The sequence below is a fragment of the Asticcacaulis currens genome (genome assembly GCF_028550395.1).
GTDB lineage: Bacteria > Pseudomonadota > Alphaproteobacteria > Caulobacterales > Caulobacteraceae > Asticcacaulis > Asticcacaulis currens.
Window position 1 is genome coordinate 256,333 of the sequence record NZ_JAQQKW010000004.1, and the last position, 15,513, is coordinate 271,845.

The following is a 15,513-nucleotide window of genomic DNA, read 5'->3' on the forward strand; positions in this document are numbered from 1 at the left end:
AAAAAAAGGGTCACGCCTCAGGACCCTTAGGTCGATCTCGGACGCGCCGTGACGTGGAGGTCGCTCACCCACTAAAGGTTACCGCTAAGCGACGGCTGCCCTCAAGGCAGAGGGGCCTCTGGCCTTCGCCAGAACGGACCCTTGGCACTAGGCCGCCCTGACGCTCGCCAGAAATGATTGCATTTCTTCGTGCAAAAGTGCGGCCTGCTCCGCCAGATCGCTCGAGGACAAGGAGAGTTGCGCCGCGGCATCTCCCGTATGCTCGGCGGCGGTGGCCACACCGGATATATTGGAAGACACCTCGGTGGCCCCTGCATAGGCCTGGTTCATCGCCACAACAATTTCTCGCGTTGCCGCCCCTTGCTGGTCAACGGCGGTGGCGATTGCGGTCCCGGCTTCGTCAACATGTCCGATCGTGCGGCTAATCCCTTCAATGACGTTCACCGCATCGCGGCTGACCACCTGAATCTGGGCGATCTTGGCATTGACCTCCATCGTTGCCGATGAGGTGCGCGCGGCCAGTTGTTTGACTTCCGAGGCCACAACTGCAAAGCCTTTGCCCGCTTCGCCCGCCCGTGCAGACTCAATCGTCGCATTGAGAGCAAGAAGATTAGTCTGGCTCGCCAGCCCGGAAATGAAATCGACGATCTCATTGATGCTGGCGGCGACACGATTAAGCTCGGTTACCACATCGGCCGCTCTCTTCGCCTCGCCAACGGCCTGGCGGGTGATTTCCGCCGACGTATCGACCTGCCGTGCAATCTCTTCAACCGACGCCCCGAGTTCCTCGGCCGAGCTGGCAACAGACGTGAGACTCTCGCCGGCTTGCTGTGCGGCCGAACTGACCGCCAAAGACTGGGCGGAGGTTTCCTGAGCGGTCGCTGTCAACTGCTGCGCAGAAGCCTGCAACTCTGTCGCTGCCGCCGAAACATGCTCGATGATGTTCCCAACCTTACGCTCAAACGCCTCCGCCAGCTTGTGCGCTGCGGTTCGGCGTTCCTGCGCAAGACGCTGCTCTTGAGCCTTCTTTTCCGCTTCAAAGGCAAGGTTTTGACGTTCAGCTGCGGAAATCGCCGTAGCGATGGCCCCGATCTCATCACGGCGACCGAGGCCGGGAACGGAATCGCCGCTTCGCACGGTCGTCTCGCTCTGCAAATATCCCGTTATTCGGCTCAGGGGCTTTAACACCGCGCGCGCAACAAAGATCGCCATGCCGATGAAGGCAATAATGAGGACCACACTACTCAGGCCTGTCAGAAAGAGCGTGGATTTGGCCATGTCCTGCGCCTTCTCAGCCGCCCTGATGGTTTCACCCTTGGTTCGCTCACCGGCCGTGCCCACAGCCTGCAAAACCTCCTCCTGCGCGTCGAGAAGGCGGTTTGCGGCGGCATCAAAGCGCCCCATCATCGCGTTACCGGCTTGCGTCCCCTGAGCCGCATAGGCTTGCGACATAGTGCGGCCGGTCGCATAATAGTCCGGAAAAGTGGCGCGCAATTTGTCAAGCTTGGAGACGACCGAGGTCAGGCCCAGCCTGTGAGCAAGCGTCTTTGCGCTCTCAACCTGAATATCGAAGTCTCTTGCGGCTTTATCCGCCTGTGCCGGACCGTCATCGAGACCGTTCCAGCCGCGCGTCACCGAATAATCGGTCAGGAACTGCTGCACCTGAACGACGTCATACTGAATTTTTCGCACCCCCACCCTTAAGTCCGCGACGGCCTCGAAGATCTCGACGTCACGTCGGGTCGAACTCGCCACCTTAAGCTGACCCAACAAATTAAACGCCATGACCAAGGCAAAAGCCAGAAGAAGCGTCAGGGTAGCGGCGGCAAATAAGGTGAGTCTACGCTGTAACATGTGGCCTCTTTTTTGAAAAAGTGACGTTACGCGAAGCTACTTGGCAATCGGTTAACAAGGCGTGTATTTTCGCCCCGCACAACCCGCCCATTGAACTTGTCTCGACTGAGGGCAGGACCCGTGTGCCGTCCAGGCCAGGGCCCGTCAGGGGGGGGGGACGGGCCACGAACCGCCGTCGAGCGGGCGCTCCGCGTGCGGTTGCGACTTCCCGAGTGAAGGCGAAAACGCTGTGGGTACCTTGCCGGCTCAGTCTGCCTAGGACCCGTGATCTGCAACGTCTTTGGGTCAATGATATGCGCGGACTGAAAAATCGGCGCGATCAGGTCCAAAGATAGACAGGCCCCAACATTATATTATAAATCGGCGCCTCGCGTATCGAGGTGAAGGCTTGAGCCGTAACACCACCACAAGACCGGAGAATAGTCATATCGACACAACAGTGGCGGCTGCCCTTCGCGGCGGCCATGTGCTGCGACCCTCCGTGCCTCCGTTTTCAGGATCGTCTATGAAGTCCCTGCTCGTTTGTCTGTCCCTGTCCGTTCTGTGCGTTGCCCCGGCTATGGCCGAGGCCCCGGCCCCTCTGTCGCCCGAATTGCGCGCCGCCCTGGCGCGGACGCCGAATACGAAAAAGGCGCGCAATATCATCCTCTTCATCGGGGATGGTATGGGCATCAACTCGGTCACAGCCGGGCGGATACTGGCCGGTCAGACGCGCGGCGTTGACGGGGCCTCCTATCGCCTGACCTTTGAGGGCCTGCCCTATACGGGCCTGTCGAAGACCTATTCGGCCGACAAGTTCGTCACCGACTCCGCCAACGGGATTTCGGCCATCACCACAGGGGTCAAGACGATCAATGCCGCCATCGGCGTCGATGCGACCGTCAGAAGCGATGACTGCGCCTCGTCTCTGAAGGGCCGCATCCCGACCATTGCCGAAACCCTGAAAGCGCAGGGCAAGGCCACGGGTATCGTCACGACGGCCGGCTTGACCGACGCCACACCGGCCGGGGCCTATGGACACGTGCCGTCGCGCGGCTGGCGCTCAGACGCCGAACTGCCCGCCGCGGCGAAAGAGGCCGGGTGTATCGACCTCGCCCGCCAGATGATCGAAGCGCCGAAGGCCATGCGCCTTGATGTGGCACTCGGCGGTGACCGCGCGCGGTTTGTGACAAAGGCGCAGGGCGGCAAGCGTCAGGACCGCGACCTCACGGCCGACTGGCGCAGCCTGCCGGGCGCGGTACTCGTCAGCGACAAGGCGGGGCTGAACGCGGTGGATGCCAAAACCACGAAGACTTTGCTCGGCCTGTTTGCCGATGGCGACCTGCCTTCGGTCGTCGATCACAAGGATCAGGGGCCAACGCCCACTCTCGAAGAGATGACCCGTACCGCCATCTCGGTCCTGTCACAGAATAAGGACGGCTTCTTCCTGCTGGTCGAGTCCGCTTCGATCGACAAATGGCACCACGAAAACAACGCCTATCGCGCCCTGACCGACGTCGATGAGCTGGACAAGGCGGTGAAGGCGGCCCTCGCCATGACCGACGCCGCTGACACCCTGATTATCGTCACCGCCGACCATAGTCACGGCCTGACGCTCAATGCCGGATCGACGCGCAACGAGCCCATTCTGGGGCTGGCGCGCAAGAATGGCGTCAATGAGCCGGACAGGACCGGCCAGCCGCGTCTGAGCCTCAGCTATGCCACCGGCCCAGGCGCGCGCCCGGCGGGCAGCCCGCCGCTGACGGAAGACGAGGCACTATCGCCCGACTTCCATCAGCCCGCCTTAACGCCCATGTCGAGCGCCCAGCACGCCGGCGAGGACGTGCCCGTCTATGCTTCCGGTCCCTTTGCGCACCTTCTGACCGGGACGGTGGAATCGACCTTCCTGTATGAAGTGATGCGCTACGCGGCCTCCCGGCGTTAAACCGGAGCACAAACCCACTGAGCGGACTGACGATGTCATCGACCGTCATTCCGCTCTTACGCGTCACTGTGGGTTCAGACCGGACGATCCGGTTGCGCCGGGTGCGGGTCTGCGCCCTCAGCGTTCAGACTGCGCAGCAGCAGACCGCGAAAGCCCTCCCGGAACTGCGCCAGGGCGTGGCTGATGGTCAGGAGTTCCGCCTCACTGCTCACCCCGTGTCGCTCCTTCATATCTCGGCACTGATCATAAACGCCTGACAATTGCCTCGACATATCTGAAACGAGCTGTTCCAGCGTGGCCTGGGCTTCGGGCGGTAAGGAGGGCACATCATCGAGATAGACAATGCGTGACTGCGACTCATCGTGCGAAGTCTTAGACTTTTGGGTGCGCGGCTTCCTCATGACACACGCACCGTCGCTAGGAACTTGTCCATCTCGTGGTGCAGACGTTCAGCCTGAACCGCGAGTTCGGCGGAGGAGTTTTGCACCTGCACGGCGGCTTCCCCGGTTTGTTCGGCGGCCTGCGCCACACCGGTGATGTTGGAGGTCACCTCCTGAGTGCCGACCGAGGCCTGATTGACCGCCTGAATAATCTCCTGCGTCGCCGCGCTTTGCTGCTCGACCGCCGAGGCGATAGCCGTGCTGGAATGGTTCAGGCTCTGGATCGTGCCCGCAATATTGCGCATGGTTGTCGCCGCGCGCTCGGTGGCCTCCTGAATCTTGGCCACCTTTTCAGAGATGTCGGTCGTGGCTCTGGCGGTTTGCGAAGCCAGCGCCTTGACCTCAGCGGCGACGACGGCAAAGCCCTTACCCGCTTCACCGGCGCGTGCCGACTCGATGGTGGCGTTGAGCGCCAGAAGGTTGGTCTGGCTGGCGAGACCCGCGATCAGATCGACCACGCCACCGATGGAGGTGGCGGTTTCATTGAGTTCGCTGACCACGATCTGCGCTTCTTCGGCTTCGCGAACCGCTGTCGCAGCGACCGTCGCCGAGGTTTCGACCTGACGGCCGATCTCACCGACCGAGGCCCCCAGCTCCTCCGTAGAGGCCGCCACAGAGGTGACATTGGCCCCAGCCTCTTCGGCGGCGGCGGAAACGGCGACCGACTGCGCGGAAGCCTCCTGCGCCGTGGCGCTCAGTTGCGAAGCCGCCGCCTGCATTTCGGTGGCCGCAGAAGACACCAGAGTGACGATGCCGCCGACCGACTTTTCGAAATCATCAGCCAGCCCCAGCATGATCTGCTTGCGCTCCTGTTCGGTACGCAGCTTCTGTGCGGCAGCGTCCGCTTCCAGTTCACGGGTGCGCACCGCATTGTCGCGGAAAATAACCAGACCCTTGGCAATATCACCGCATTCATCACCGCGGTTTGCACCGCTGATCTCCGTTTCAAGCTGACCATTGGCCAGTTTGCGCAACTCTTCAACCGAGCGGTTGAGCGGCACCGAAATACCGAAGTGGGACATCAAAAGACCCGCCGCGAGGCCTGAGATCACGCCCAGAGCCGCGACAATGATCATGACCATAGCGGCCTGACTGCCTTGCGCCTTTGCGGTTTCGGCCGTTTTGGAGCCGCGCGCATCAATACGATCCACATAGGCCTTGACGGCCGCTTGTAAGGTGTCGGCACGCTTTCGGTTTTCAGCGACCTGCCCGTTGATCGTGCGCTGGGCTTCGGACAGGTTCACATGGCTGCTGACAGAGCGGGCCATTTCATAGGTTTTATCAAGGCCCCGCATGTATTCGGTGTATTCCGCCTGAATATTGTCGAGTTGACGCTTTTCCTCGTCATCGGCGGTCTCATAGGCCTTTTTCAGGCGTTCCGCGAACTGCTGGCGATTGTTGTCGGCGATTTCAGACGCCGCCTGTATGGTCTGTAGGGAGGGATCGGCCGCAACGCGATACTCACCTCGGTTGAGTATTATGGCGTTCTGGTTCATGCGGGCACCCAGCGTTGCCGCAGAATTCACCTTATCTACCGTACCCAGATTTTCATTGAGGAAGTTAATTCTCGATATTCCGAACGCCGAGATAACGACGGTTATTAATCCCATCATGACGATGAGGATCAGCAATTTTGTACCGATACGCAAGTTTTGCATTTTTAGCCCCCGATAACTGGTAATACGAACAAAACGCCCCTATGACGTTTCGGGTTGGTATCGGCTTCGGAGACACCCTCCTCTGCCGGTGCGCGCTCTTTCCGGTCCTAAGCGTTCGGGACAGGGCGGGTTCGCACCGGTAAAAGGTTAAATATGTCGGTAAATAAAAATATGTGTCGGAATGCGACAGAACGGCACAGTTGCGACAGAAATTGATAGTTTTACATTCATTTCAGGCCGTTTCGGCCAAACTTTGCGCTAAATACACTCAATAGCGGCTTTTCTAAACGCTGAAAGCGTCAGGGTTTTACATTAAGGCTCGTTCACACAACTCACACTCAGGGTCAGACGGCCCTGAGCATCTGTGGCATAGGTCACACCCGCGGATTCCATGGCCTCCAGGATAGCCACGAGGCTGGAGAGTCGGAAGGCGTCGGTCAGGGGACCGGAGGTGGTCAGGATGCGATTGACGGTGGAAGTCGAGAGTTGCGCCCGGCTGGCCAGCTCGCCGTAGCTCCAGCCCAGAGCGGCGCAACCGGCGCGAAGCAGGCCGGCGCTGAGACGGGCGATGAATCTGCTTTTTGTGCGACCGGCCGATTGGGCCATCACGGTCAGCGGCGCGGCGCTGACATAGCCAGACCAGCCGACAAAACGACCCTCTTCGATATAGGGCGCGCCTCTGATCTGATAGGTGCGTGTCAAGCCATCGGCACCCACTATGCGCACCGGCAGGCTAAAAGGCGCCTCCGCATGGGCTATGGTCATGAATTCCTGCAAAAGGGGGGCCCGTTCCTCCCTGGGGACGAGCTCCAGATAGTTCATGCCCAGAAGGTCGCGGTCAAAGACCAGTTCGTCACGTCCGACATAATCCACCAGACGATAGGTTTTGTCGGCCCACCACAGGCCTTTGATCTGCCAGGTGCGCATCGCCTGTTCCAGACGACGGTCGTACTGTGTCAGTCGCTGGATATTGTGAACCTCCTGAGACACGTCCTTCAGCAGGAGCAGGTTCAGCGTCTCGAAAGACGGTCCGGGGACACGACGGAACTCGATTTGAACATGTCGCTCGGACCGGCCCGCGATCAAGAGTCGCACGGTACGGGGGGGCGGGACTGTGCGCTTGGTCAGCAAATGCAGGTCAAAATGTAAATCCGCCCGGTCATCGGGGTGGACCGCATCGAAAAATCGCGGTCGTAGAGGCCCGCTCGCCGCGTCAAAACCGATGAAGTAGTCGAGAGAGTGGGAACCGGTCCAGTCACCCCCATCAAAAGGAAACCCGATCCAGGCAATGCTGAACGTCTCTTCGATCAAGGACAGGATATGACTTGAGGACAGAATTGGCATTTGAGCGGCCCGACGTTTTTTGGCATTTCCTCAAGGTCATCTCTCTGGTGGACATTTCCTTGAAATCGGAATCTTGGAATATACGGGCGGCATAGGCTGAGGCAAGCGTATAAAATATAACGTCGTCCCGCGAGGCTTCCCTAGCGTCAATTGCATTTTCTGATCCGTCGCTGCTGCCTGAGCGTAAGCGATCCATGTCACATCGTATCGCAATCATCGGGGCCGGAATCAGCGGTCTGTCGGCGGCGCAGCGGCTTCGGCAGGCGGGCCTTGAAGTGGAGCTGTTCGACAAAGGGCGCGGCCCCGGCGGGCGCATGTCCACCCGCCGCGAAACTCTGAACGGAGAGAACCGCCACTTCGACCACGGCGCACAGTATTTCACCGTCCGCGATCCCCACTTCGTCTCTGAGGTCGATCGGTGGGCGCAGCAGGGGCTGGCCGCCCGCTGGCCAGCGGCAGGCGCTGAGGCGTGGGTGGGGACGCCCATGATGTGTTCGCCTCTGGCGCATCTGTGTGAGGCCTTCGGTGTGCGCTTTGGCGTACGTATCGACGCCATCACCGGCGCGCCCGGCGACTGGCACCTCAGCGCCGAAACCGGTACCTTCGGCCCCTATGCTCAGGTCCTTATCGCCATCCCTGCCGAACAGGCGGCGCACCTGCTGACACCGTGGGTGCCCGGCTTTGCGCAGACGGCCCGCCAGCATCTCTCCCAGCCCTGCTGGACGACGATGGTGTCTTTCGCCTCAGACCCGCCCGGTCTGCCGCCGGTGACGCGCGCCGCCGGGCCGGTACTGGCATGGATCGCCAGCAATGCCGCCAAACCGGGACGTTCGGCTGCAAGCGCTTGGGTATTGCAGGCGACGCCCGACTGGACCGCCGCCTATATCGACCTCAGCCGCGAAGACGCGGCCGCGCCCATGTTTGCCGCGTGGCAGGCGCTTCTGAACCACCCCCTGCCCGAACCGCTCCTGCTTAAAGCACATCTATGGCGCTATGCGCGGACGGGCGACGGTGTAGAGGGCAGGCTTTACGACGCGGCAATGGGATTGGGCGTGTGCGGCGACTGGCTGAAAGGCCCGCGCGTTGAGGCGGCGTGGCTGTCCGGTCTGGAACTGGCGGAGGCCGTCCTTGCCGCCTGAAACCCCGACCCGCGCTGAGGGGCTTGCGCGGCTGAGCGCCTTCTTGCCGCGCGCCGGAAGCGCCTATGCCCGCGACCGCAATGTCGACCCCGGGCCACAGGAAGCGGGGCACGTGTCGCGCCTGTCGCCCTTTGTGCGCCACCGCTTGATCGGGGAGTGGGAACTGGCGCGCGCCGCAGAGCAGGCCCATGGCGCGGCGGCGACCAAATTTATCGACGAAGTGTGCTGGCGGGCCTATTGGCGCGGCTATCTGGAGATGCGTCCGGCTCTGTGGACGCGCTATGTCGCCTATCTGATCAGCGATGAGGCCGAGAGCGTGCGCGCCACAGGCGACTATCAGGCCGCCGTCGAAGGGCGCACCGGCATTGACGCCTTCGACGTCTGGGCCTCTGAGCTGATTACGACCGGCTATCTGCACAATCACGCGCGCATGTCGTTTGCCAGCATCTGGATGCATACACTGCGCCTGCCGTGGCAGTTGGGCGCGGCCTTTTTCCTAGAGCACCTCCTCGACGGTGACGAAGCGGCCAATACCCTGTCATGGCGCTGGGTGGCCGGGTTGCACACACCGGGCAAGGTCTATCTCGCCTCAACCGAAGCCATAGCCACCTGTTCCGCCGGGCGTTTTCGTCCGACCGGACTGGCGCGACACGCGGCCCCGGTCGCCCCGGAGCCGCCCGCGCCTGTGGCGGCCCTCCCTGTCCCCGTGCCCGCCCCGCGCTGGCCGTGCGTCCTGATGGTAACGCCCGAAGACCTGGGCGCCGACGGATTTCGTCTGGATAACCTCTCCATCGTCGGGGTGGCCGCCTTCGTGACAGGAAAGGCTTCGGCTGCCGCCGCCACCGCTGCGGCCGCACAGACCGTCGCCCGTCAAATCGGGACCGAGGTCCGCCCATTTACCTCGCGCACCGAACTGGAAGACGCCCTGACGGCGTTTGGAACCCGCAGCCTGCTCACCAGCCGCCTGCCGCTTGGCCGGACGCGGACCGGATTAGACGCCCTGCTGCGCGACAACGAAGGGCCGATCCCCCTTTATGAACGCACCCGTCAATGGGACGCGGTGGCGTGGCCCGCCGCCGCTAAAGGCTTTTTCGCCTACCGTCCCGTCATCGCCCACCTTATGGCGCTGACGGACCCCGGCGGGTTTTGGGACAGACCCTAGGTCGGAGGTCAGGATGGACGACATTCTATCGAAAAAAGAGTCGGGCTGGATCATGGCCCTGACCCTGTCGGGCGGCCTGCCCTTTGGGGCTGCCGCGCTGATGGCGGTGCTTCAAAGGCATGTGCTGGGCCTCGACGGCACCGGGATAGCCGTCACCTATGGGGCGGTCATCGCGTCCTTTCTGTGCGGCCTGCACTGGGGGCTTGTGCTGGGCGGACGCGCTCAGGCGCTCTGGCTTCTGATCCTAAGCAATCTCCTGTGCCTCCTTGCCTGGTGCGGTCCCCTTCTGGCCCTGACCGGTCACGCAAGGGCCGCGCTCGGCATAGAGGTGGCCGTTTTCCTGAGCCTTCTGGCCGTCGATACGGCACTCAGCCGTCGGGGCTGGCTGTCGGGTAAATTCTTACGCCTGCGGGTGGTCATCACCAGCCTCGTCGTTGCCTGCCTCATCGTGGTCGCGCTGTTGGCCTGACTTTAGCCCGCCCGGCGTACGGGCGTAGCCGACCGGTTTGCCAGCCACGACGCGCGCAGATGTTTGAGGAGTGCGATACCGGCAAAGCTGGCCGGCAGGGCGGCGTCGAACACCAGATGGTCCAGATAGGCGGGCGGCAGGGTCAGCAGGCGTTCGGCGGCATAGAGCTGCGGGTCCTCCAAACGCGACAACTCCATGTCGCAAAAGACGCGCAGTAACGGCCTCAGCCGTGTCTCCCCTAAAGCGTCCACCTGCGCACGAAAGCGCCTGCGTCGCTCGGCCAGCGCATCCGGCCCCGTACCCGCCTGCACCATATGCTGATGCAGACGGTTTACCGCGGGCGAAAGCCCGTCGCACAGGGCTTCGGGCAGGAACCGCCGCCCGATATTGATCTGACGAAAGCCGCGTGCCCGCGCCAGAACAGGCAGGTCGGCCGGGCGCAAACCGCCCCCCAGATGCACCTCAACGCCGTGACGGTTGAGATAACGGCCAAGGCTCAGCACCTGAGACAGGGCATCGAAGGCGCGGTCGATATCGCCGCTGTGCAGACAGGCCGAGAGGTGCGTCATATCCAGTTCGATGGCAAACAGACCATACTTCAATGCCTGCTCGGCGGCTTCGAGCGTCGGGTCCAGCGTGACAAAGAGGGCGATCTCGGTGTCTTTGAGCGCCTTCTGCACCTTCTGGATATGGCCGATGTGCGATTTGAGGAACAGGCTGGTGCCGGTCCATTGGGCAACACGCGCTTCGCGCCCCAGATAAACGCGGTCAGCCTTCAGGCGGCGGGCGCGCTCCACATGGTCGTGGGCCGTCGTTATGCGCAGATTGAACGCACTTTGATGCGCCCGACACACTGCCGCCACCCGTTCGAGGTCGGCGTCTTCTATCAGACCATGGTCAGAGGTCAGGTGGATCATCACGCCGTCGGCCCCGCCTTCGACCACGCGTTCGGCCAGTCGCGACAGGTCTACGGTTTCGCCGATGCCGAGCCCCGGCAGGAGCGCCGCACTTTCAAGACTGACGGCCAGTCGGGGGCCGGGCCTGTGTCCCAACATCGTAACCTCCTCGCATCATACCGGCGGCACGCCTGTGATGACTCGTGTGGTTTACGTCTGGGTACGGACGCCCGATGACGGCCAAAATGTCGCAGGGCCGGACAGGTCTTCTCAGATGCCTTACGCATCCATACCCGAGTCTGTAACGTACCAAGCCTGAACCCGGTGCCCCATATGTCCCCAAAACCGCCGATCCTGAAACCCTCCGCCATGCCGGCCGGGCCTGCCTCGCGCCTGTTTGCGCTGGGCGGTCTTGCGGCCTCCGGGCTGAGTCACATGGTCAAGGAGAGCGCCAGGCAGATGTCGCGGGGCCAGACACCCGATCTCACCCGCCTGTTGTTCGATGAAACCAACGGCCTGCGTATGGCCGAGCAACTCGCGCGAATGCGCGGCGCGGCCATGAAGGTAGGACAGATCCTGTCGATGGACAGCGGCGACATCCTGCCTGCGGCCTTCACACAGGCCTTGAGCCGTCTGCAACAAGAGGCTCACATCATGCCGCGTGACCACCTCGAGCGCGTCCTGCGGGGTGCCTGGGGCGACGACTGGCGCCAGCACTTTGTGCGCTTTGAGCTGACCCCCTTTGCCGCCGCCTCCATCGGGCAGGTGCATCGGGCGCAACTGAAAACCGGTGAGGTTCTGGCCATCAAGGTGCAGTTCCCGAACGTGACGAAGACCATAGATTCCGACGTCGCCAACATCGCCGGGCTCCTGAAGCTGCTGGGCGTGGCGCAGAAGGTGAAGGACCTGCCCGACCTGATCGAGACGGCGCGTGTGCAGCTTCATGAGGAAGCTGATTACTTACGCGAAGCCGCCCAAATGGAACGCTATGCCGAGGCGCTCTCTGACAACCCGACCTTTGTCGTGCCGCGCGCCCATGCGGCCCTTCTGCGCCCCAACATCCTGCCGATGGATTTCGTCGAGGGCGAGCCGATTGAGACGCTGACGCAGGCCCCTGCCGCCACGCGCAATCAGGTGATGGAGACGCTGTTTGGTCTGGCTCTGCGCGAGCTGTTTGACCTGCGGCTGATGCAGACCGATCCCAACTTCGCCAATTTCAAATGGCGGCCGCTAACGGGGCAGGTCGTGCTGCTCGATTTCGGGGCGACGCGCGCCGTTCCTGAGGCCACGGTTGAGGCCTATCGCGCCCTGATGCAGGCGGGCCTCAACGAAGATCGCGAAGGGCTGATCGTGGCACTCAGCGATATCGGGGCGGTCAATGACGCCGTACTGACCACGCACCGCGTGCGGCTGAACGCCATGCTGGATATCATGATCCGCCATCTGCGCCAGCCCAGGCTCGATTTCGCCGACCGTCACTTCGTGCCGCTGATCCGCGAAAAGGCACACGAAATCGCCATGGATCAGACGACCTGGCAAAGCCCGCCCGCCGACACCCTGTTCGTGCAGCGAAAGATCAGCGGCATGGCGCTTTTGGGGGTGCGAACCCGCGCCGTCATCCCGCTGCGCGGCCTCGTGGCGCAAGCGATAGTTTGAAGGCGTGCCCGCCTGCTTTTTGCAAATTCGGTCAAATTAAAGAAATTATCTCACATTTTCTCACATTTTTTGACCGTTTCGCATGACTGTCACACATCGGCTCTAGGATTGGACTCATGAGCGCGCCGGAAGGGCGCGCGGTTTGTCTCAGGACCGGAGTCCCCGATGTTACACAATCTGCGATCTCTTACCCTTGCCGCCACAGCTCTGGTGGCTCTGGCGACGCCTGCCTTCGCCGAGCCGTCCCGCCACGTCATCATCATCGGCGTCGATGGCATGAGCACGGACGGCGTGCGCACCGCCAGGACGCCAGTCATGCACGAGATGATGAAGACGGGAAGCTCCAGCCTGCACGCGCGCGGCGTCCTGCCGACGACCAGCGCCGCCAACTGGGCCTCTATCCTCAATGGCGCCGGCCCGGAGCAGCACGGTGTGACCAAGAACGACTGGCAGGTTGGGGATTTCAACTTCCCGACCTCGGTCACCGGTTCGGGCGGCTTCTTCCCGTCGCTGTTTCAGATCGTCACCGATCAGCACCCGGAGTGGGAGGTCGGGTCCATCTATCAGTGGGACGGCTTTGGCAATCTCTATGACCATCGCTTCGTCGATTACGACGTGAACCCGAAAACCGAAGACGAAACGGCCAGTCTGGCGGCTGACTATATCCGCCGCAAGAAACCGAACCTCCTGTTCATCCACCTCGATCATGTCGATCATGTCGGACACGCCGACGGGCACGGCACGCCGCAATATTATCAGGCCGTCGAAAAGGCCGACCGCCTGATCGGCCTCATCCGTCAGGCGACCGTTGACGCCGGGATCGACAAGGACACGACCATCCTCGTCACCTCAGACCACGGTGGCGTCGGCAAAGGGCATGGCGGCGAGAGTCTGGCGGAGCTGGAAATCCCGTGGATTGCCTATGGCCACGGCATCCGCGCCGGCCGCGATGTGGATCAGCCGATCAACACCTTCGACACGCCCGCCACTGTGGCCAGACTGCTGGGCGTGAAAATCCCCTATGCGTGGCTGGGGCGTCCGGTGGCTCTGGCGCTGGAAGGCGAACCCGCGCCGGATCAGGTCTATCGCACCAGCAGCTTCTACGCCATGCCGGTTATCGAGCCGGTCAATGCGGGCAATTCGCCCTCCGGCGGCCTGTTCGTCAACAAGGGCGCGACCCTGACTATCCGCAATCCGAACCCGGCGGGCGAGGTGCGCTACACGCTCGACAACAGCACGCCGACGGCCACCTCGACACTCTATTCGAAACCGGTGGCCATTACCCGATCGACCATCGTGCGCGCCGCCCTGTTCGTGGACGGCAAACCGGCCAGCGTGCCGACGACCGGCTATTTCCGTCTTGTGCAGGACACACCCGCCGCCCCCAAGGGCGTCACCTGGCACGCCTACGCCCTGCCCGAAGGGACGGCGCGTCTGCCGGACTTTAACCGCCTGAGTCCCATCGCCAGCGGCCATGCCTATGAGTTCAGTCTCGACGGCCTCACCCTGCCGCAGACGGACAATGTCGCCGTGGTATTTGAAGGCGATCTCGACATCGTAACGGCAGGCAGCTATGGCTTCATTCTGGCGTCCGACGACGGTAGTAAGCTCTATATCGACGGGCGCACGGTCGTCGATAATGACGGCGACCACGGCGTCGTCAGCGCCAATGGCTCGGCCGACCTGACGCCCGGCAAGCACCGCCTGCGCGTCGAATACTTCAATGGCGGCGGCGGGTCGTGGCTGGGGGCCTATTATCAGGGACCGGGCGTCGCGCGTCAGTTCATCGACGCCAACCGCCTGACGCCTGTGAAATAGCCTGATGGAGCCAACGCCGCACAAATCGGATTTGCGATTGAAATTATTCAGCAATCGGTCTGTAACAATTCAATCAGACCCCAAAATAGACCCGACGTTGCCCCTTGGAATTAATCCAGTTTAGACTTGCCTATGGCGGTTGATGATGTAACGGTTATGTCAAGGATCAACAATGGTGCGTGAAAGTTCGCAAACCTTATCCCTGATTTGCATTCCAAAGCCGCGCGGCCAGAGACGCTTTTTTCCCCTCTCGGGATACCGGAACTAACAGCGCGTTTGAGAGTTCAATTTCTAGCTTGCGTCCTTTTTTATGAATTTTAGTGACGGCCATTCGTGCAACCCACCAAGACCTATGCACCCGAACGCCATCGACGCCCTGCATCGCAGCAACGGCATCTGAGAACCGCATCAGGACCATTTGCGACCCGGCAGACGTATAGACACGGACATAGTGGTCTTCGACTTGCATGCAGAGGATTTCAGAAGCGCGTACCCCCGAAAGTCGCTCGAGCAACACGTTACGACGACTTGCCTCTCCCGAAAGTTGATCCGTCGCCAATTGTCCAACCGCCACATCGGGTTGACCTTGCCGGCTTCCAAACTGATGCATGAAATGGTGTATGATCACCGTGGGCAGAGCTATCAGGGCGGTGAATCCATAAAGTGTGAAACTAAAAGGAAGACCCTCTCCGTAAAATATCCGCGTCACGAGCCACACAAGCCCCATCATCGGAATTGTCCCGATCAAGCTAACGGTAGTTACCATCAGACACCACGAATTAGACAACGGAAGCCTACGCTTTAGAACCTCATAAGTGACAGGGAAGAAGAGTGCGCCTCCCCCCATAAGCACGACCCAATACCCAATGCGTGAAATCAGGGGGAGATTGCCGAAAGTCCCGAAAGGCCCGATGAGGCCGAAGAGCAGTCCCGCGCCGATTGCGACCAAAAGCACTTTCATTACCGGTGCCGCCATCCAGTTCCTAAGGCTGCCCAGAGGTCGAGTTTCTTTGCTAACTACCCGCTCACGCATCGTGAACCGTACCTAAGGCCCATTCGCGAATTTTGTGCGGAAATTTGCGAATAAGAAATTGATGTAACACGATAAAATTTGTCATTTTCGCACTTCGTATAATCGTCGTTTCTCACAGTT

At 61.4% G+C, this 15,513-nt stretch carries 12 protein-coding genes; 6 read left to right on the top strand and 6 right to left on the bottom strand.

What is annotated here, in order from left to right:
* Nucleotides 1-147: 147 nt before the first annotated feature.
* Nucleotides 148-1,854, bottom strand: coding sequence for a methyl-accepting chemotaxis protein (locus PQU94_RS08745; protein ID WP_272741079.1), 1,707 nt, complete (start codon nt 1,852-1,854; stop codon nt 148-150).
* Nucleotides 1,855-2,359: 505 nt separating this feature from the next.
* On the opposite strand from PQU94_RS08745, the gene PQU94_RS08750 reads away from it, so the two are divergent.
* Nucleotides 2,360-3,778 (top strand): alkaline phosphatase, encoded by a 1,419-nt coding sequence (locus PQU94_RS08750; protein WP_272741080.1) that lies wholly within the window; start codon nt 2,360-2,362, stop codon nt 3,776-3,778.
* Nucleotides 3,779-3,852: 74 nt separating this feature from the next.
* Here the strand turns inward: PQU94_RS08750 and PQU94_RS08755 are convergent, their stop codons facing one another.
* The 3 genes from PQU94_RS08755 to PQU94_RS08765 form a co-directional block, all read right to left on the bottom strand.
* A complete protein-coding gene (locus PQU94_RS08755) occupies nt 3,853-4,179 on the bottom strand; it encodes a hypothetical protein (protein WP_272741081.1) in 327 nt (108 codons plus the stop codon).
* Entirely contained in the window at nt 4,176-5,876 is a 1,701-nt protein-coding gene (locus tag PQU94_RS08760; protein ID WP_272741082.1) for a methyl-accepting chemotaxis protein, read from the bottom strand. The genes PQU94_RS08755 and PQU94_RS08760 overlap by 4 nt, the downstream gene beginning before the upstream one ends.
* Nucleotides 5,877-6,188: 312 nt before the next feature.
* Nucleotides 6,189-7,220: a PAS domain-containing protein gene (locus tag PQU94_RS08765; RefSeq protein ID WP_272741083.1), complete on the bottom strand. Its 1,032-nt coding sequence runs from the start codon at nt 7,218-7,220 to the stop codon at nt 6,189-6,191.
* Between the two features lie 194 nt (nt 7,221-7,414).
* Here PQU94_RS08765 and PQU94_RS08770 point away from each other — a divergent pair, with 194 nt between their 5' ends.
* From PQU94_RS08770 to PQU94_RS08780, 3 genes are read left to right on the top strand one after another with little or no spacing between them, the layout of a single operon-like run.
* A complete protein-coding gene (locus PQU94_RS08770; RefSeq protein WP_272741084.1) occupies nt 7,415-8,359 on the top strand; it encodes an NAD(P)/FAD-dependent oxidoreductase in 945 nt (314 codons plus the stop codon).
* On the top strand, nt 8,349-9,521 hold the full coding sequence (locus PQU94_RS08775; protein WP_272741085.1) for an FAD-binding domain-containing protein: 1,173 nt from the start codon (nt 8,349-8,351) through the stop codon (nt 9,519-9,521). Before PQU94_RS08770 ends, PQU94_RS08775 begins: the two co-directional genes overlap by 11 nt.
* Nucleotides 9,522-9,534: 13 nt before the next feature.
* Nucleotides 9,535-9,990 carry a DUF3429 domain-containing protein gene (locus PQU94_RS08780; protein ID WP_272741086.1) on the top strand — a complete coding sequence of 152 codons (456 nt, stop codon included), beginning with the start codon at nt 9,535-9,537 and terminating at the stop codon, nt 9,988-9,990.
* A 2-nt stretch (nt 9,991-9,992) separates the two neighbouring features.
* Here PQU94_RS08780 and PQU94_RS08785 read toward each other — a convergent pair whose 3' ends face one another.
* A complete protein-coding gene (locus tag PQU94_RS08785) occupies nt 9,993-11,045 on the bottom strand; it encodes a pyridoxine 5'-phosphate synthase (protein ID WP_272741087.1) in 1,053 nt (350 codons plus the stop codon).
* 174 nt (nt 11,046-11,219) lie between these two features.
* Between PQU94_RS08785 and PQU94_RS08790 the strand changes: the two genes are divergently transcribed.
* On the top strand, nt 11,220-12,542 hold the full coding sequence (locus tag PQU94_RS08790) for an ABC1 kinase family protein (protein ID WP_272741088.1): 1,323 nt from the start codon (nt 11,220-11,222) through the stop codon (nt 12,540-12,542).
* A gap of 165 nt (nt 12,543-12,707) precedes the next feature.
* Nucleotides 12,708-14,360, top strand: coding sequence for an alkaline phosphatase family protein (locus tag PQU94_RS08795; protein ID WP_272741089.1), 1,653 nt, complete (start codon nt 12,708-12,710; stop codon nt 14,358-14,360).
* Between the two features lie 196 nt (nt 14,361-14,556).
* Here PQU94_RS08795 and PQU94_RS08800 read toward each other — a convergent pair whose 3' ends face one another.
* A complete protein-coding gene (locus PQU94_RS08800; RefSeq protein WP_272741090.1) occupies nt 14,557-15,336 on the bottom strand; it encodes a LytTR family DNA-binding domain-containing protein in 780 nt (259 codons plus the stop codon).
* Between the last annotated feature and the right edge of the window lie 177 nt (nt 15,337-15,513).